Below are 19,223 nucleotides of genomic sequence, written 5' to 3'. Positions count from 1 at the left end.
AATTTCTCATTAATGTATTATTGTTAGTGGTTAATAGTACCACCTACTGTTAAATTATTCACTTTTAAAGTCGGTTGTCCAACACCAACCGGTACACTTTGTCCTGCTTTACCACAAACGCCAACACCTGAATCTAATTCTAGATCATTCCCTACCATTGAAATCTGTTGCATAGTTTCAATACCTGAGCCAATGAGTGTTGCACCTTTAACCGGTGTAGTAATTTTACCTTTTTCAATTAAATAAGCTTCTGAAGTTGAAAAAACAAATTTACCCGAAGTTATATCAACTTGCCCACCAGCAAAGTTAGGGGCATATAAACCATAATCAACACTTTGAATAATATCATCAAAACTCGATGTCCCTGCAAGCATATAGGTATTTGTCATTCTAGGCATCGGTAAGTATGAGTAACCTTCACGACGACCATTACCAGTAGAAGGACAATTCATTAATTTTGCATTGAGCTTATCAAACATATAACCTTTTAAAATGCCATTTTCAATTAATACCGTTTTTTGGCTAGGTGTACCTTCATCATCAATAGAAAGCGAACCACGACGATTAGCAATAGTACCATCATCAACTATCGTACAAAGTTCTGAGGTAACTTGTTGACCAATTTTACCGGAAAATACCGAACTATTTTTACGATTAAAGTCACCTTCTAATCCATGACCTACTGCCTCATGTAGTAATACGCCGGGCCAACCAGCGCCTAACACCACTGGCATTGTGCCTGCAGGTGCTGGCTTAGCTGAAAGTAATACTAAAGCCTGTCGCACCGCTTCGCGAGTATAACTATCGATATGGCTTTCACCAGTTTTAACGTCAGTTGTTAAAAAATAGTCATAACCAAATCGGCCACCACCACCACTGCTACCTCGTTCACGTTTACCATCTTGTTCCACTAGAACAGATACCGATAAACGTACTAATGGACGAACATCAGCACATAAGGTTCCATCAGTAGCTGCGATTAAGATATCTTCATAACTACCAATTAAGCTTGCCGATACTTCAATTACTCTTGAATCGATCGATCGGGCTAATTTATCCACTTGCTGTAATATGGCAATCTTTTGTTCTTGAGCAAAACTGTTTATTGGATTTATAGAAGGGTATAGCGTAATATTTTCCGCAGTTTTAAATGGTGTAACTGCTATAGGTGTTTGCTGTTTAGTAATTGAATTAGCAGCCAATACACTCTGTTCCAAGCGAGCTAATGACAATTGATCAGTATAAGCAAATCCAGTTTTTTCACCAATAATTGCTCGCACACCAACACCTTGATCACGATGGAAAGAAGCATTTTTGATTATACTATCTTCAAGTGACCAACTTTCATAATAACCGGATAGAAAATATAAATCACCAAAATCAATTTTCCTTGAACTTAACATATCAAGTAAATTCGCTATATCTTGTTGATTTAAGTTATTTGGGTGGAGTAACCTTTCACTCACTTGAGTTACTTTCATAAATTCCTTAATCTACTGATTATAAAAATAAAAAAATTTGTTTCTGACTATCACTTATCAATCAGATTTTACTTAGTTTTATTGTTAATACAATTAAACTAATTACATAAGTACAACATCATACTGTTCTTGTATATAAAGTGGTTCAACTTTTACTTCAACTCGTTTACCCACAAAGACTTCTACTTCTGCTAAAGCATGAGACTCATCATTGGTTAATGCATTAGCTACTGCGGCTGATGCATAAACTAAGAAGTACTCCGAGCGATGAGCTTTATAAACACGAACAATCTCACGCAATATTTCATTACATACTGTCTCGACAGATTTAACAATACCACGACCTTTACAAGATGGACATTCTTCACAAAGAATATGGCCAATACTTTCACGCGTACGCTTACGTGTCATTTCAACTAACCCTAAACCGGAGAAAGTATTAACGGATGTTCGTGCTCTATCTTTAGCTAAAAAATCTTGTAATGATTGTAATACCCGTTCACGGTGAATATCTTCTTGCATATCGATAAAATCGATAATAATAATGCCACCTAAATTACGTAATCTTAATTGTCGAGCAATCGCAATCGTTGCTTCAATATTGGTATTGAAAATGGTTTCTTCTAAATTACGATGACCGACAAATGCACCAGTATTAATATCAATGGTAGTCATGGCTTCGGTTTGATCGATAATCAAATAACCACCCGATTTTAATTTAACTTTACGATCTAAGGCTCGTTGAATTTCGTTTTCAATATCATATAGATCGAATATAGGAATATTGCCGCGATAATGTGTTAATTTGTTGGTAACATCAGGCATAAATTCCTGCGTAAATTCAATCAATAAGTCATAAGTGAGTTTGGAGTCAACTAAAATCCTTTCAATTGGGTCACCAACAAAATCACGTAATACACGTTGCGATAAGGCAAGTTCACCATAAACTAAATATTTGCTAATAGGGCGTGCCATTCGTTCTTGAATTTTCGCCCATAAACGTTTTAGAAAATTAGCATCTTGTTCAAGTTCGTGAGCATTTGCTCCTTCAGCGGCTGTTCTCACAATAAAGCCACTTTCATCAGTAACATATTGCTCAACAATCTGTTTAAGTCTTTCACGCTCATCTTCCGATTCAATTCGTTGAGAGGTTGCAACATGAGCAGAATTAGGACCGGGCATTAATACTAAATAACGTGATGGTAATGTTATGTCTGTAGTAAGTCTTGCACCTTTAGTACCTAAAGGATCCTTAACAACTTGCACCATTAAATCTTGGCCTTGACGTACCAATTCAGAAATATCCTTAACCTGAAACTGTTCTTGTTCACTATCCGATACGCACTCAGTATGCGGCATGATATCCGAGGCGTGCAAAAATGCAGCTTTTTCAAGCCCAATGTCAACAAACGCTGCTTGCATACCGGGTAAAATACGAATGACTTTACCTTTATAGATATTACCGACAATACCTCTACGTGATTCCCGATCAACGTGGATTTCTTGTAATATCCCATCTTCAATATATGCAACACGCGTCTCTGAGGGCGTCACATTCATTAATAATTCAACCGACATAATGATTCCTTAATTGATAGCAAAGCTCCGTCTTATTAGTCGTAAGAATAGATAAATCACTATCCATAATATCCCATCAACAATACTAGATACTAAAATTAAAGGTGAAATCGTTATGGTATGATAAATACTAACCTGAAACAAAAATACTAATGAATTATAACAAAGTGAAACAGCAAAAATGATAATCGATTGTTGCCATAATGCTAAATTGCGAATCAACTGGAATTTAAACATTAGCAAATAAGCTATGCATGAAAGTATAAATGCATGAATACCTAATAGCGATCCCGAAAACAAATCTAAAACAATACCTAATAAAAATGCCATGCCCATACCAATTCGGTGTGGTAGTGCAATTAACCAATAAGCCATGATTAACATTAATAAATGTGGTTTAAATATATTATACTCAGTTGACCAAGGTATGATTTGTATGCATAAACCAATTAGCAATGTTAACCAAATAACCACTATGCTGGTTCGATTATTTCCCATCATGTTTTACTCCTTGATCACCCCATAATAACAATAAATAACGTAATCGCTTTAAATCTGCGGTTGGCGTAGCGGAAATAATAGGAGTAGAATCACTAATATCAAGTTTAACCGAACTTACAACAGCTACTGGATAACCTTCTGGGAAGCGGCCATCAAGTCCAGAAGTGACTAAAACATCACCCACTTTGATATCAACATTGTTAGGTAAAAAATCAAGCGTTAAATCGTTACTGCATCCATTACCAACAGCCACCATGGAAATATCATTTCTTAATACCTGAACTGGAATTGCGTGTTGATAATCACAAATTAAAATAGCTCGGCTAGTTGATTGAGCGGTTTGATAAATTTGTCCAACAATACCTTTTTCATCTACAACTGGTTGGCCAACATATACTCCGTCATTTTTGCCTTTATTAATTACAACTTGGTAAACATATGGGTCGGTATCAGCTAATAAAACTTGAGCAGCCATTTTATGTTCATCGTGTCTTAACGGTGAACCTAATAACCCTCTTAAGCGATCGTTTTCATGCTTTAAATGTTCAAGTAATAGTAGATTACTTTTTTGTTGAATTAATGTTTCTTGCAGCCTAGCATTTTCATTAACTAATGCTTCTTGTTTTTTTGACATTTCATATAGAGAATCAAATGATGATTTTGGTGCATTTGAAACATAATAAAGCGGTGAAATTATAGTATCTAAATAATAACGAACCTCTTTAAAAGGACGATAATTAATATCTAGTACTATCAACGTCAAAGAGAGTGCCAGTGATATAAATAATTGAACACTCAGAGGAGAACGTTTAGAAAAAAGTAATTTCATTGCCAAATATTTACCTGTTATATACCTAGAATTTAACTATTTTAAGATATGACTTCGCCGACTACGTCGGCGGGAAAAATGAAATATTTGTTACTTGTTAGTAATATTATACGTAGTTATTCTTCACTGAAGAGATCACCACCATGCATATCAACCATATCAAGTGCTTTACCACCACCACGAGCCACACAAGTAAGTGGGTCTTCAGCAACGACAACGTGAATACCTGTTTCAGCAGATAAAAGTTTATCAATATTACGTAATAACGCACCACCACCGGTTAATACCATACCATGTTCTGAAATATCAGAAGCAAGTTCTGGAGGACATTGTTCAAGTGCAACTTTAACTGCACTAACAATACCGCTTAATGGTTCTTGTAATGCTTCTAAGATTTCATTTGAATTTAGTGTAAAACTACGAGGTACACCTTCAGCTAAATTACGACCACGTACTTCAATTTCAAGAACTTCATCGCCTGGATAAGCACTACCAATAAAATGTTTAATTTTTTCAGCTGTTGCTTCACCAATTAACGCACCATAATTTCGGCGGACATAATTAATAATTGCTTCATCAAAACGGTCACCACCAATACGTGCCGACGCAGAATAAACCACACCATTTAATGAAATAACTGCAACTTCTGTTGTGCCACCACCGATATCAACTACCATTGAGCCAGTTGGTGCAGAAACTGGCAAATCAGCACCAATAGCAGCAGCCATTGGTTCTTCAATTAAATACACTTCACGTGCACCTGCACCTAACGCTGATTCACGAATAGCTCGACGTTCAACTTGTGTAGCACCTACTGGTACACAAACCAATACGCGAGGGCTTGGCCTTAAAAAACTATGGCTATGAACTTGTCGAATAAAGTACTGTAACATTTTTTCAGTTACGGAAAAGTCTGCAATTACTCCATCTTTCATTGGCCTAATCGCCGCAATATTACCAGGTGTTCGTCCTAGCATTTGTTTCGCAGCATGTCCGACTGCCGCTACACTTTTAGGTGTTCCAGAACGATCTTGACGAATTGCAACAACTGAAGGTTCATTAAGTACAATACCTTGCCCTTTAACATAAATAAGCGTATTGGCTGTACCTAAATCAATCGATAAATCATTTGAAAACAAGCCGCGAACTTTTTTGAACATAATAAAAACTCTTCCTAGAATTAATCTTGTTTGAATATATTTGAGTATTAGAAGCAAACTTAGGCGTCTACAAAATATATATTTAAATATTACCCGACAAATAAATAATAGATTATTTAGCAGATAAAAACCACAGCCAGCCTCAATAATAATTAAGGGTTATTATTGTATCGCAATTTAAAAATAATACCTAGAAAATAGTATAACAAGTGTGTGTAAAGGAGATATATAATGACAAATTATGATTTACAGTGTATTCTTCCGCCTTAATAATGTTGAGTTACTATTTTAGTATCAAACTAAAAGCTTGCTTTTAGGATATTAAAAGTACATTAAAATTATTATTTATATCAATTAAACACGGTGTAATTCATGGATATACGCAAAATTAAAAAGTTAATTGAACTAGTAGAAGAATCAGGCATTTCTGAGCTTGAAATTTCAGAAGGTGAAGAATCAGTTCGAATTAGTCGTTCAATACCTGCATCAAACTACTCCGCTCCAGTACAAAATATTCAAATCCCACAACCAGCTCCTGCTGTAGTAGCGGTTGCGCCTACAGTTGAGGCAGAAGTCATCGCAGACACCAATAGTGGTACAACGATTAAATCACCAATGGTGGGGACGTTTTATCGTACACCAAGCCCTGAATCAAAAGCGTTTGTTGAAGTCGGCCAAATTGTAAATGTTGGTGATGTGCTTTGTATTGTTGAAGCGATGAAAATGATGAACCAAATTGAATCAGAAAAAGCAGGGACTATTAAAGCTATTTTAGTTGAAAATGGTCAACCAGTTGAATTCGATCAACCGCTATTCATTATTGAATAATCAGAATTATTTATTAACTTAAACGATTAAGAGATTGAATATGCTTGATAAAATTCTTATTGCTAACCGCGGAGAGATCGCTCTTCGCATTTTAAGAGCATGTAAAGAACTTGGAATAAAAACTGTCGCTGTTCACTCTTCGGCAGATAAAGATTTGAAACATGTGTTACTTGCAGACGAAACCGTTTGTATAGGTCCAGCAGCTTCTGCCAAAAGTTATCTCAATATCCCTGCATTAATCTCTGCCGCCGAAGTAACTGGCACCGCAGCTATTCATCCTGGATATGGATTTTTATCAGAAAATGCAGATTTTGCTGAACAAGTTGAACGTTCCGGCTTTATATTTATTGGACCAAAACCAGATACTATTCGCTTAATGGGTGACAAAGTATCTGCTATTGAAGCGATGAAAAAAGCAGGTGTACCTTGTGTTCCAGGTTCTGATGGTCCACTGGGTAGCAATATGGAGACCAATAAGCAAATTGCGAAAAAAATTGGTTATCCTGTTATTATTAAAGCATCTGGTGGTGGTGGCGGTCGCGGCATGCGAATTGTTCGAGAAGAAAAAGATCTTGAGCAATCAATCAAAATGACTAAGCTTGAAGCCAAAACTGCATTTAATAATGACATGGTTTACATGGAAAAATTCCTTGAAAACCCTCGTCATATCGAAATTCAGGTTTTGTCTGATGGTCAAGGTCATGCTGTTTATTTGGGTGAACGTGATTGTTCAATGCAACGACGTCACCAAAAAGTCCTTGAAGAAGCGCCAGCAGTTGGTATTACGCCAAAAATGCGTAAATTCATTGGTGAACGTTGTGTTAATGCCTGTATCGAAATCGGGTATCGTGGTGCTGGTACTTTTGAATTTTTATTTGAAAATGGCGAATTTTATTTCATCGAAATGAATACCCGTATTCAAGTAGAACATCCAGTTACTGAAATGGTTACCGGTATTGATCTTATTCGTGAGCAAATTTTGATTGCCGCAGGCCAACCTTTATCAATTGATCAAAATGATATTAAAATTAAAGGTCATGCAATAGAGTGTCGAATTAATGCCGAAGATCCAAAAACATTTATGCCTTCGCCGGGGAAAATTAGTCGCTTCCATGCGCCGGGAGGATTTGGTATTCGTTGGGAATCACATATATATGCTGGTTATACTGTGCCACCATATTATGATTCAATGATCGGTAAATTAATCGCCTATGGTGAAACTCGTGAAGTTGCCATTGCTCGCATGAAAAATGCATTAGCAGAACTGGTTATTGATGGTATAAAAACCAATATTGAACTTCATCTAGAAATTTTGAATGATGAAGGTTTCATAAAAGGTGGTACCAACATTCACTATCTAGAGAAGAAACTAGGTATTTATGAGTAAAAATAAGCCCTCTATAGTTTGAGGGCTTATTGCTGTATAGAAGTAAATAAAGTATAGGTAATACATATGAAAAATTGGAAAAAAAGCGCAGAAGATATTCTAACATTGGGTCCAGTAGTACCGGTTATTGTTATCGAGCGTTTAGAAGATGCAGTTCCTTTAGCTAAAGCGTTAATTGCTGGCGGTGTAAAAGTACTTGAAGTCACTTTAAGAACAGCTTGTGCACTTGACGCAATTAAGAAAATTATTAAAGAAGTACCTGAGGCGGTAGTGGGTGCAGGTACAGTAACCAGCGTTGAGCAACTTAAACAAGCCACTGAAGCAGGCGTGGAATTTATCATCACTCCGGGTATTACTGATTCTATTTTAAAAGCAGCAGTTGAAGGTACTGTGCCGGTTATTCCTGGGATTGCAACTATTTCAGAATTATTAACTGCCCAAGAATATGGCTTAACAGCATTGAAATTCTTCCCAGCTGAAATAAATGGCGGGGTTGCTGCGTTAAAAGCGTTCGCTGGTCCTTGTGGTTATATGAAATTCTGCCCAACTGGTGGTGTGAATCCGAAAAACTATCGTGACTATTTAGCACTTGATAATGTCCTTTGTGTAGGTGGAACTTGGTTTATCCCTACTGATGCGATTGCTAAAGGTGATTTTGCTAAAATTACTGAAATGGCAAAAGAAGCCGTTGCCGGTGCAAAATAGGTTTTACTTTACCGCCGACATTGGTCGGCGGTTTAGCTTTATTCAGATTAATCTAACTCCTAAGCCCTCTTCCACTTTCAATAACTCGCCACGCGATAAAATATAAAGTAGCCACAAAAAGTAACAGCATTGAAAAAGTGATCACTAAAGAGACATCACTAGTGCCTAAAAAACCATAACGAAAGCCATTAATCATATAGACAATTGGATTGAGTTTAGAAACCCATTGCCAAAAAGTGGGTAACATAGTGATTGAATAAAAAACTCCACCTAAATAAGTTAACGGTGTTAATACAAAGGTAGGAATAATACTTATATCATCAAATGATTTTGCAAATACGGCATTTAACAAGCCGGCTAAGGAAAATAAAATTGAGGTTAATAATAAGGTAAAAATAACAAATGGCCATGAATAAACTTGGTATCGAACAAAGAATAACGACACAATTGTGACCAATATACCTGTCAATATGCCACGCATGACACCGCCACCTACATATCCCCAAATAATAATATGAGTTGGAACCGGAGCAACAAGTATTTCCTCAATATTACGTTGGAATTTTGCACTAAAAAAAGAAGAGCAGACATTAGTATATGAATTGGTAATAACCGACATCATAATTAGGCCGGGCACAATAAATGCCATATAATTAAAGCCCCCCATGTCACCAACACGTGAGCCGATTAGATTACCAAAAATAATAAAATAGAGTGACATGGTAATAACAGGAGGAATCAATGTTTGCAGCCAAATTCTTAAAAATCGAGTAACTTCTTTACGCCAAATACTTTTTAAGGCAATCCAATATAAATTATTCATCAATAGCTCCTTTAGTATCATTGCGCACCAAATCTACAAATAATTCTTCTAATCGATTAGCTTTATTACGAACACTAATTACTTTTATGTTTTGTTGATTGAGTTGTTCAAACAACTGATTTAATCCATGTTGTTTATCTACACTGACTTCTAACATGCCCGATTCGACCTCGGTATAATGATAACCTTGAAGAGAGATTGGTGTAGCTGTTGGTACAAAATCAATGATGATTGTTTCAGATTGACTTTTTGCTAGCAGATCACGCATTGATGAGTTAGCGATTAATTCTCCATGTTGAATAATACCGATATGACGGCAGAGCATTTCGGCTTCTTCCAAATAGTGAGTGGTTAATATAATAGTAATACCTTGTTGATTAATTTTGCGGAGAAATTCCCACATAGAACGACGTAATTCTATGTCAACCCCGGCGGTAGGCTCATCTAGAATTAATAATTTTGGTTCATGAACCAGCGCTCTGGCGATCATTAGTCGTCTTTTCATTCCGCCTGATAACATATTAGCTCGACTATGTCTTTTATCCCACAAATCTAAAATACGTAGATACTTTTCAGCTCGTTGTAAGGCTAATTTGCGAGGCAAACCATAATAACCACCTTGATTGGTAACGATCTGGAGTACTTCTTCAAATTGGTTAAAATTAAACTCCTGAGGGACAAGCCCTAATTGCCTTTTGGCATTAACCACATCGGTGTCTAAGTCATATCCAAAGATTTTAACTTCACCTGATGTTTTAGTAACTAATGAACTAATTATACCAATGGTGGTTGATTTTCCTGCACCATTTGGCCCAAGCAAGGCATAAAAATCCCCTGCTTGTACGGTTAAGTTAATTCCTTTTAATGCTTCTACACCATTTTTATATATTTTCTTAAGCTCTATAAGTTCTAGTGCGGGCGTTGATGACATAAAATGAATCCTAATTCCTTAATTTGTTATTTATATAATATGATATCATGTTTAGCCGATCGACAATATTGTTATGATTTTTAGAATAATTCAATTATCAATGCTAACAATATAATTATTAGATAAATATAAGATTAAGGATTAGAGGTTATGATCAAAATTGGTTTGGTTTCAGTATCAGATAGAGCATCACAAGGTATTTATCGAGATGAGGGTATTCCAGCATTGTTATCATGGTTACAAACAGCCTTAAAAACACCATTTATTACTGAACAACGTATTATTCCTGATGAACAACTAATCATTGAAGAAACTTTATGCGAATTGGTAGATAAGTTGCAATGCCACCTTATATTAACCACAGGCGGTACTGGGCCAGCAATTAGAGATGTTACACCAAATGCAACCTTAGCAATTGCTGATCGATTAATGCCAGGTTTTGGTGAACAAATGCGGCAAATTAGTTTGCATTTTGTTCCTACAGCAATTTTATCTAGACAAGTCGGTGTCATTAGAAAAAAATGTTTAATTTTAAACTTACCTGGCAGGCCTAAATCAATTAAAGAAACCCTTGAAGGCGTGAAAGATGATCAAGGAAATACTATTGTTACAGGTATCTTCGCCAGTGTTCCATACTGTATTGATTTATTAGATGGCCCTTATATCGAAACTCATAATCATGTTGTTCAAGCTTTCCGACCGAAAAATGCTAGCAAATCTAATCTTTAATTTTATGCAAACATCATGCATAATTATGTAAATAAATGTTTTAACCGTGCAGGTAAGATTGATAATAGCAATATTACCTTAATGGCCAATAATGACATTATTTAAGATTATAATTAGATAATTTTAGATAACTAGTTAATACGATTAATAAACGCTATTGGCGTAATTGGTCATAAATTTAATTTAAAGGAATAGTATGAAACAAAATGATCTCACTAAAACTTTTAAAGAAATGTTATTACAAGAAAAGTTTAGTTCTCAGATAGGTATCGTACAGGCCTTACAGGAACAAGGATTTGATAATATAAATCAGTCCAAAGTATCCAGAATGTTAACCAAATTTGGGGCAGTAAGAACTCGCAACGCAAAATCTGAAATGGTTTATTGCTTACCAGCCGAAATGAGTGTACCAACCACAAGTAGTCCTTTAAAAAATTTAGTATTGGACATCGATTACAATAGTTCAATGGTGGTTATTCGTACCAGTCCGGGAGCTGCGCAACTGATTGCTAGACTTTTAGATTCAATTGGTAAATCTGAAGGGATTTTAGGATCAATTGCCGGCGATGATACGATTTTTAGCACTCCGACTAAAGATTGTTCGGTTAAGAAACTCTATCAAACTATTATTGAATTATTTGAGCGAAGCTTATAAAAAACAGTTTATTTTAAGCCAGACCAATAATTTTTTTTAATATTTAAACTATTGACACACTTGGTTAAATCGTTAATCCTATATGACACTGATTTTGTAACCAAAATTACAAACAAAAGAAGAGGCGCATTACTCAGGTAGATCATTTTAGGAACTGGAGCCGTAAAGAGATGATTAATGGGGTGTAATGCCGAGGTTTGATTGTCATTCCAGAAAGCAATTGAATCGGCTACAAGGGCTGAATCCCTTGGGTTGTCACCCTAACAGGTGGAGCGCTTCACGGTATGTATTTTTTGCTGTAATAGGACATGCCCGCTCTATCTCTGTTAAAAATAAGAATTTTTAATATGAGGAATCCATGGAAACATCATTTATAATTGCTAAATTCGGTGGTACTAGCGTTGCAGATTACCCAGCAATGGTCAACAGTGCTAATATTGTTCTAGCTAATCCTAATGTCAAAGTAGTCGTATTATCTGCCTCAGCAGGTATAACCAATTTACTGGTAGCATTAGCTGAAGGCCGTGATGCTAATGTCAGAGCAAAACACATCGCCAAAATTCAATCAATTCAATATAATATCTTAGAAAATCTACCTGAAAATCAAGCTTTACGTACTGAAATCGACCAAATTATTGTCAATATTGCTTCATTATCTGAAGCCGCAAGTTTAGCGACTTCACCAGCGTTAACCGATGAATTAGTCAGCCATGGTGAAATAATGTCATCAAAACTGTTTGTTGAAATACTAAAACATCAACAAAAAAATGCCATTTGGTTTGATGTCCGTAAAGTAATGCGAACCGATGATAAATTTGGTAAAGCAGTACCAAAAATTGATGAAATCAAACAACTCTGTTGTGCACATTTAAAATCCCTCAATCCAGAAACTATCGTGGTTACTCAAGGATTTATTGGCAGTGAAAGTTCAGGTAAAACCACAACCTTAGGCCGAGGTGGAAGCGATTATACAGCGGCTTTACTTGGCGAAGCATTAAATGCTACCCAAATTGATATCTGGACCGATGTTGCTGGTATTTATACCACTGATCCTCGGATTACCTCTGGTGCAAAACGTATTGATGAAATATCCTTTGCCGAAGCCGCTGAAATGGCCACTTTTGGAGCTAAAGTTTTACATCCAGCAACACTAGTACCAGCTGTGCGTAGCAATATTCCGGTATTTGTCGGCTCAAGCAAAGCACCACAAGACGGAGGAACTATTGTCTATAATACTCATAGTATTAAGTCATCATTACCTTCGTTCAGAGCATTAGCACTTCGTCGTCAACAGACATTATTAACCTTAACCAGTTTAAATATGCTACATGCTCAAGGCTTTTTAGCGAATGTATTTACTATATTGGCTAAACACAATATCTCGGTCGATTTGGTAACAACCTCTGAAGTCAGCATTGCATTAACCATTGATACCACAGGCACAAATACCAATGGCAATAGCTTATTAACTAAAGCGTTATTTGATGAGTTATCAACGGTTTGTCATGTCGAAGTTGAAGAAGATTTAGCGCTGATTGCTATAATTGGTAATAATCTGACCACAACTAAAGGTATTGCGAAAGAAGTTTTCGGAGCTTTAGATGATTTCATTATTCGTCTATGTTGTTATGGCGCTAGCACGCATAATCTTTGCTTACTAGCAAGAAGTAATGATGCAGAAGATGTGATCAAAGTTTTACACAAAACTATTTTTGAATAACGACTTAACGGGAGCGATTATATTATCGCTCCCAGCAAATGATGATATAAATCTTCACTTAAGCAGTACTAAAAATTTCTAGAATATTTGAAAAAATAATTGTAAACTACACTTAATATGTATGAAAGGTTGTTGGTAATAACTTAGACATACATCTATGGCTACACACAGTTCTAAGTATTAATCATTTTTCTTCTTTCTTTGATAACAATTTTTTTAAAGCTGTAAATTTTACGTTTTATTAATTAGTTATATCTTTCACGACGATTATTTTTATCTTCAATATGTTTTAAGCTATACAAAAAGTAACTTTTAACTTAATTAGACGAAGGAAACTATCATGGGTATTTTAAGCTGGATTATTCTAGGATTAATTGCTGGATGGATTGCTAAGTTTTTTATGCCATTAGGACAAGTTGGTGTGCTTAAAACCATTCTACTTGGTGTGGCGGGTGCATTAGTTGGTGGTTACATTAGTACATTCTTCGGTTGGGGAAGTGTAACTGGTTTTAACTTCCCGAGTTTATTTATTTCTGTTCTTGGCGCTATTTTATTGATTTATATTTATCGATTAATAAAATAAAATTGCTTCATAAAATGACGGGTAGACTTACTCGTCATTTTATATCAAATTAAATCAAATCTTCTCCTGACAATTTTAATCTGCACTGATTAAACCATAAACAATCTTAATACAATCACTATTTGTACTGTTTTTAATCTTTAAGATTAGCAAAAGTCATTCCGCCATACTCTGATTTTTGTTATATTAACAATTAATCATAATCTGACATGAGCAGTAATCAATAATGTTAAAAATCTTTAATACACTAACTCGAGAAAAAGAGATATTTCAGCCTATTACAGCTAATAAAGTTGGACTATATGTCTGTGGCGTTACCATTTATGATCTTTGCCACATTGGCCATGGTCGTACTTTTGTCGCATTTGATGTCGTTACTCGCTATTTACGTTTTTTAGGTTACGATCTGACTTATGTGCGTAATATTACCGATGTCGATGACAAGATCATTAAACGTGCGCTTGAAAATGGCGAAACCTGTGATGAATTAACGGATCGCATGTTAAAAGAGATGTATGCCGATTTTGACGCACTAAATATAAAACGTCCTGATGTAGAGCCTCGTGCTACTCGTCATATGTCACAAATTATCGAGCTTGTAGAAGAGTTAATCAAAAAAGAGCATGCTTATATCGCTGATAATGGTGATGTCATGTTTTCTGTTGATAGTGATCCTAACTACGGTATTTTATCACGTCAAAATTTAGAACAGTTACAAGCAGGCGCTCGAGTTGATGTCGTTGATGTAAAACGTAATCCTATGGATTTTGTGCTTTGGAAAATGTCAAAACCTAACGAACCGAGTTGGGATTCGCCATGGGGTAAAGGCCGTCCAGGTTGGCATATTGAATGCTCGGCCATGAATAGTCATCAATTAGGCAATCATTTTGATATCCATGGTGGCGGTTCTGACTTAATGTTCCCACATCATGAAAATGAAATAGCCCAATCAACCTGTGCTCATAATGGTCAATATGTAAATTACTGGATGCACTCAGGTATGGTGATGATTGACCAAGAGAAGATGTCTAAATCACTTAATAATTTTTTCACCATTCGTGATGTATTAGAGCATTATGATGCCGAGACTGTGCGTTACTTTTTATTATCAGGTCATTATCGTAGCCAACTTAACTATAGTGAGGAAAATTTAAAGCAAGCTAGAACCGCTTTAGAAAGACTTTATACTGCTTTACGAGATACCGATGTTAATTATCCACATAACACACCTGATAGTGATTATTATCGACAATTTTGTCAGGCAATGAATGATGATTTCAATACTCCAGAAGCATATTCAACCTTGTTTGACTTAGCTCGAGAAATAAATAAAGCTAAAGCAGAAAATGATATGCAATTAGCCAATGAACTTGCTGCTGAGTTACGCTATTTATCTTCTGTACTTGGTTTACTTGAACAAGATCCGGTTAAGTTTTTACAAGGTAGTAATCAGGATGATAGTGAAACACAACTAATTGAAGCATTAATTAAACAACGTAATGATGCTCGTGCTACTAAAAATTGGGCTTTAGCTGATGAGGCACGAGATAAACTCAATCAAATGAATATTATTTTAGAAGACGGTGCTAACGGCACAACTTGGCGTAAAAAAAGTTAATGCAATAAACCTAAAATCCCCTAGATTTAATGAAAAATTACTAGGGGATGGACTAACTATTTTTTATCTATTGAGGTTAAAATTCCTCTTAATATATTCAGCTCTTGTTGTTCAATACGGGCACGAGTAAATAATCTTCGTAAACGCCCCATAATTTGCCCCGGATGATTAGGATTAATAAAACCTGTTTGTAATAAGGTCTGCTCTAAATGCTGATAAAATCGTTCAATATCCGCATCGTTAGGATATTGTGTATCATTTATATTTTGATCAGCTAACTGTGACGGGGAGTCCTGGGCAGACAACAACGACATTCTAATTTCGTAACAAAGAACTTGTACTGACATTGCTAAATTTAAAGAGCTATAGTCAGGATTAGCAGGAATACCGACATGGAAGTGGCACTTTTGTAATTCATCGTTAGTTAACCCAACCCGTTCACGACCAAAAACTAAAGCTACTTGAGCATGATGAGATGCTTCAGCAATTATTTTATCACCGCACTCTTTTGGGGTTAAATTTGGCCATTGTAGGCTTCGTGGGCGAGCACTGGTACCAATAACTAAAGAACAATCAGCAACAGCTTCTTCTAAAGAGGAAAAAATTTGTGCCTGTTTGATAATATCACTGGCACCAGCTGCCAGTGAAATAGATTGAGAGTCTGGCTTTATTATCGGATTAACCAAACATAAATTAGTTAATCCCATGGTTTTCATTGCACGAGCTGCAGAGCCCATATTACCTGTATGGGAAGTTTCAACTAAAACAATCTTAACATTATTTAAATAATTCACATATTCCTCATTAAATAACACAACTTATACTTAAAATTAACACAAATAAACCACAGTATATAATAAAAAATAGTTTAAAAGCAGTTTCACAAAGGTTAATCATAACTAGAAATTCACTATTTTAGACAAAGTTCACAAAAAGTTTAATCAAATTGAAATAACCTATTGACGAAATGTAAAAAATTTGTCAATGTAATCAATAGAATAATTATATTAGCTCAATTTGTAAGTAAACATAGTGGAGGTCAATTATGACTTTAAGTATTACCAGTAAACAAATGGATATTACCCCTGCAATTCGTAGCTATCTCGAAGATAAATTTTCGAAATTAGATAAATGGAGAGCACTGTTAATTAACCCTCACTTTATTTTATCTAAAGAACCAGATGGATTTATTATTGATGCAACAATTGCAACCAAAGGTTCACCACTAGTTGCTTCCGCTAAACACTTAGATATGTATGCTGCAATTAATGATTTAGTTGCTAAACTGGAAAAACAACTGAATAAAATCCAACATAAAGGCGAATCTCGTCGCGCATTTGACAGTATTAAAAATACAGTAATCGAAGAAGAATAATAATTTATTGTTATAATTTAATAAAAAGGCACTTTAATAGTGCCTTTATTTTTTAGCTTGCTATAATATTGCCCATCTATTTTTTATTATATTAATGAATATGACTACCAATCCTTTATTGCCTTTACGCGAAAAAATTAACCGACTCGATCAAAAATTAATTGAAATCCTTGCTGAAAGACGTCAAGTTTCAACCGAAGTTATTCAAACAAAAATAGCGGCTAACATACCTTTGCGTGATTTAGCTCGTGAACGCTCACTCATTAAGGCATTAATCGAACAAGGTAAACAATATAATCTTGATGATCTTTTAATTAAACGCCTGTATCAAATCATTATTGAAGATTCAGTGCTATTACAACAGAAACTTTTGCAAGAAAAACTGAATCAAGGGGCTATTTCCTCAGCAAATATTGCTTTTTTAGGACCTAAAGGATCATATTCACATTCGGCAACCCGCCGTTATGCGAGTACTCACTTTGATCAGTTAACAGAATCAAGCTGCAGTACGTTTAAAGATGTATTTGAAAAAGTCGAATCAAAAGTTGTTGATTATGGAATTTTACCGATAGAAAATTCTAGTTCCGGCTCTATCAATGAAGTTTATGATTTGTTACAAAAAACCAATTTACATATTATTGGTGAACTATCATTACCGATTGATCACTGCGTTTTAGCCATTCCTAGCGCTAAACTTGAACAAATAGATACCATTTATAGCCACCCGCAACCTTTTCAACAATGCAGTAACTTCCTAGAAAATTATCCACATTGGAAAATCGTTTATTGTGATAGCACTTCATCGGCCATGGAAACTGTTGCTAAATTAAATCAACCTAATATTGCTGCTATGGGTAACAAAGATGGGGGAGAATTATACGGTTTACAGGTTCTTGAGCACAATTTTGCTAATCAAAAAGAGAATATTACCCGTTTTATTGTTTTAGCGCGTGAGCCAATTGAAGTTTCCGAGCAAATTCCAGCTAAAACCACGATCTTAATGAAAACTGGCCAACAAGCTGGTGCTTTAGTTGATGCCCTATCCGTTTTACGTAATCATAATATTGTTATGACAAAACTTGAATCACGACCTATCCATGGTACACCATGGGAAGAGATGTTTTATATTGATCTACAAGGTAATGTTCATGATTATGAAATGCAAGTCGCGCTTAAAGAATTAGCTGCAATCACTTTATATACCAAAGTACTTGGCTGTTATCCTAGTGATTCAATTACCGCTATTATGTAATAACTAGCATGACAAAAAATTTTGCAAATGCCGTACTTGATTGGTATGAACAGTACGGCAGAAAATCACTACCATGGCAAATTGAAAAAAGCCCCTATCATGTTTGGTTATCCGAAGTCATGTTACAACAGACACAGGTAGCAACGGTTATTCCATACTTTAAGCGTTTTATTGCACAATTCCCTAAAATTACTGATTTAGCTAAAGCGCCAATTGACGACATATTACATCTTTGGACGGGGCTGGGTTATTATGCTAGGGCACGCAATTTACATAAAGCAGCACAGGTTATCGCTAAGAATTTTGATGGTAAATTTCCAACTAAATTTGAAGATGTGATTGCCTTGCCGGGAGTTGGGCGTTCAACCGCTGGGGCCATTTTATCTCTATCACAAAATCAACATTACCCGATACTTGATGGCAATGTAAAGCGAGTTTTAACCCGATCTTTTGCAATTGACGGTTGGCCAGGGAATAAAATTGTTGAGAATCAACTTTGGCAATTAAGTGAACAAGTGACACCTAAACATAACGTTGCAAAATTTAATCAAGCCATGATGGATATTGGCGCGATGGTTTGTACTCGCTTTAAGCCTAAATGTAGGCTATGCCCTTTGCATCAATTATGTATCGCATATAAGACTGATAGTTGGCAACAGTATCCAACCAAAAAACCTAAAAAGACCATTCCTGAAAAAACCGCCTATTTTCTAATGCTTGAACAGGATAATATGATTTGGCTAGAAAAAAGGCCGCCAGCCGGTATTTGGGGTGGATTATATTGCTTACCGCAATTTACCAGCGAGCATGCCTTAACAAACTGGTTAGATAACCATGGTATTAAAACCAGCAAACCTAAACAATTAGTTGCATTTCGACATACCTTTAGCCATTTTCATTTAGATATTGTGCCCATTTACTGTGAGATAACAAACAACACTAAGTGTTTGGATGAGTCAAACGGTTATTGGTATAAGCTCAATTCAGAGAATGCAAAAATCGGCTTAGCTACGCCTGTTTATAATTTATTGAATCAATTAGCTTAAACACTACTATTTAACAGTATCT

Annotated in this window: 19 protein-coding genes and 1 riboswitch; of the genes, 11 read left to right on the top strand and 8 right to left on the bottom strand. The window is 35.6% G+C overall.

Going from position 1 to position 19,223, the window contains the following annotated elements; all coding sequences use genetic code 11:
* Positions 1 to 23: 23 nt before the first annotated feature.
* From tldD to B6C99_RS01870, 5 genes are all read right to left on the bottom strand, one after another.
* Entirely contained in the window at positions 24 to 1,481 is a 1,458-nt protein-coding gene (tldD, locus tag B6C99_RS01890) for a metalloprotease TldD (protein WP_086358282.1), read from the bottom strand.
* Between the two features lie 102 nt (positions 1,482 to 1,583).
* Positions 1,584 to 3,059 carry a ribonuclease G gene (gene rng / locus B6C99_RS01885; RefSeq protein ID WP_086358281.1) on the bottom strand — a complete coding sequence of 492 codons (1,476 nt, stop codon included), beginning with the start codon at positions 3,057 to 3,059 and terminating at the stop codon, positions 1,584 to 1,586.
* Positions 3,060 to 3,068: 9 nt separating this feature from the next.
* Positions 3,069 to 3,560 carry a rod shape-determining protein MreD gene (gene mreD, locus B6C99_RS01880; RefSeq protein ID WP_086358280.1) on the bottom strand — a complete coding sequence of 164 codons (492 nt, stop codon included), beginning with the start codon at positions 3,558 to 3,560 and terminating at the stop codon, positions 3,069 to 3,071.
* The gene (gene mreC, locus B6C99_RS01875) at positions 3,547 to 4,389 is read right to left on the bottom strand and encodes a rod shape-determining protein MreC (RefSeq protein ID WP_086358279.1); all 843 of its coding nucleotides are present in this window, start codon (positions 4,387 to 4,389) and stop codon (positions 3,547 to 3,549) included. The genes mreD and mreC overlap by 14 nt, the downstream gene beginning before the upstream one ends.
* A gap of 116 nt (positions 4,390 to 4,505) precedes the next feature.
* Positions 4,506 to 5,549 (bottom strand): rod shape-determining protein, encoded by a 1,044-nt coding sequence (locus B6C99_RS01870; protein WP_065562215.1) that lies wholly within the window; start codon positions 5,547 to 5,549, stop codon positions 4,506 to 4,508.
* Between the two features lie 372 nt (positions 5,550 to 5,921).
* Between B6C99_RS01870 and accB the strand changes: the two genes are divergently transcribed.
* From accB to B6C99_RS01855, 3 genes are all read left to right on the top strand, one after another.
* Entirely contained in the window at positions 5,922 to 6,377 is a 456-nt protein-coding gene (accB, locus tag B6C99_RS01865; protein ID WP_086358278.1) for an acetyl-CoA carboxylase biotin carboxyl carrier protein, read from the top strand.
* 40 nt (positions 6,378 to 6,417) lie between these two features.
* Entirely contained in the window at positions 6,418 to 7,764 is a 1,347-nt protein-coding gene (accC, locus tag B6C99_RS01860) for an acetyl-CoA carboxylase biotin carboxylase subunit (RefSeq protein ID WP_086358277.1), read from the top strand.
* A gap of 66 nt (positions 7,765 to 7,830) precedes the next feature.
* The gene (locus B6C99_RS01855) at positions 7,831 to 8,469 is read left to right on the top strand and encodes a bifunctional 4-hydroxy-2-oxoglutarate aldolase/2-dehydro-3-deoxy-phosphogluconate aldolase (RefSeq protein ID WP_086358276.1); all 639 of its coding nucleotides are present in this window, start codon (positions 7,831 to 7,833) and stop codon (positions 8,467 to 8,469) included.
* Positions 8,470 to 8,521: 52 nt separating this feature from the next.
* Here the strand turns inward: B6C99_RS01855 and B6C99_RS01850 are convergent, their stop codons facing one another.
* On the bottom strand, positions 8,522 to 9,292 hold the full coding sequence (locus B6C99_RS01850) for an ABC transporter permease (protein ID WP_086358275.1): 771 nt from the start codon (positions 9,290 to 9,292) through the stop codon (positions 8,522 to 8,524).
* Entirely contained in the window at positions 9,285 to 10,223 is a 939-nt protein-coding gene (locus B6C99_RS01845) for an ABC transporter ATP-binding protein (RefSeq protein ID WP_086358274.1), read from the bottom strand. The genes B6C99_RS01850 and B6C99_RS01845 overlap by 8 nt, the downstream gene beginning before the upstream one ends.
* Positions 10,224 to 10,373: 150 nt before the next feature.
* On the opposite strand from B6C99_RS01845, the gene mog reads away from it, so the two are divergent.
* The 5 genes from mog to cysS all read left to right on the top strand — a co-directional run bounded on the left by mog (position 10,374) and on the right by cysS (position 15,528).
* Positions 10,374 to 10,952, top strand: a complete 579-nt coding sequence (gene mog / locus B6C99_RS01840; RefSeq protein WP_086358273.1) for a molybdopterin adenylyltransferase — start codon at positions 10,374 to 10,376, stop codon at positions 10,950 to 10,952.
* A gap of 196 nt (positions 10,953 to 11,148) precedes the next feature.
* Positions 11,149 to 11,607 carry a transcriptional regulator ArgR gene (argR, locus tag B6C99_RS01835; protein WP_034905059.1) on the top strand — a complete coding sequence of 153 codons (459 nt, stop codon included), beginning with the start codon at positions 11,149 to 11,151 and terminating at the stop codon, positions 11,605 to 11,607.
* A gap of 111 nt (positions 11,608 to 11,718) precedes the next feature.
* Positions 11,719 to 11,893: riboswitch (Lysine riboswitch) on the top strand.
* A gap of 72 nt (positions 11,894 to 11,965) precedes the next feature.
* Positions 11,966 to 13,327, top strand: a complete 1,362-nt coding sequence (lysC, locus tag B6C99_RS01830) for a lysine-sensitive aspartokinase 3 (RefSeq protein WP_086358272.1) — start codon at positions 11,966 to 11,968, stop codon at positions 13,325 to 13,327.
* Between the two features lie 340 nt (positions 13,328 to 13,667).
* Complete coding sequence (locus B6C99_RS01825; protein ID WP_065578554.1) at positions 13,668 to 13,910, top strand: GlsB/YeaQ/YmgE family stress response membrane protein; 243 nt, start codon at positions 13,668 to 13,670, stop codon at positions 13,908 to 13,910.
* A 226-nt stretch (positions 13,911 to 14,136) separates the two neighbouring features.
* A complete protein-coding gene (gene cysS / locus B6C99_RS01820; RefSeq protein WP_086358271.1) occupies positions 14,137 to 15,528 on the top strand; it encodes a cysteine--tRNA ligase in 1,392 nt (463 codons plus the stop codon).
* A 56-nt stretch (positions 15,529 to 15,584) separates the two neighbouring features.
* On the opposite strand, the gene trmJ is transcribed toward cysS, so the two are convergent.
* Positions 15,585 to 16,322, bottom strand: a complete 738-nt coding sequence (gene trmJ, locus B6C99_RS01815; RefSeq protein WP_086354360.1) for a tRNA (cytosine(32)/uridine(32)-2'-O)-methyltransferase TrmJ — start codon at positions 16,320 to 16,322, stop codon at positions 15,585 to 15,587.
* Between the two features lie 251 nt (positions 16,323 to 16,573).
* Between trmJ and raiA the strand changes: the two genes are divergently transcribed.
* The 3 genes from raiA to mutY all read left to right on the top strand — a co-directional run bounded on the left by raiA (position 16,574) and on the right by mutY (position 19,201).
* Positions 16,574 to 16,903: a ribosome-associated translation inhibitor RaiA gene (gene raiA / locus B6C99_RS01810; protein ID WP_086358270.1), complete on the top strand. Its 330-nt coding sequence runs from the start codon at positions 16,574 to 16,576 to the stop codon at positions 16,901 to 16,903.
* Between the two features lie 100 nt (positions 16,904 to 17,003).
* On the top strand, positions 17,004 to 18,155 hold the full coding sequence (pheA, locus tag B6C99_RS01805; RefSeq protein WP_086358269.1) for a bifunctional chorismate mutase/prephenate dehydratase: 1,152 nt from the start codon (positions 17,004 to 17,006) through the stop codon (positions 18,153 to 18,155).
* A gap of 8 nt (positions 18,156 to 18,163) precedes the next feature.
* Entirely contained in the window at positions 18,164 to 19,201 is a 1,038-nt protein-coding gene (gene mutY, locus B6C99_RS01800; protein ID WP_086358268.1) for an A/G-specific adenine glycosylase, read from the top strand.
* The last annotated feature ends 22 nt before the right edge of the window (positions 19,202 to 19,223 follow it).

It is taken from the genome of Gilliamella sp. N-G2, assembly GCF_002142215.1.
Classification (GTDB): Bacteria; Pseudomonadota; Gammaproteobacteria; order Enterobacterales; family Orbaceae; genus Gilliamella.
This window is presented reverse-complemented; position numbering and strand designations above follow the sequence as displayed.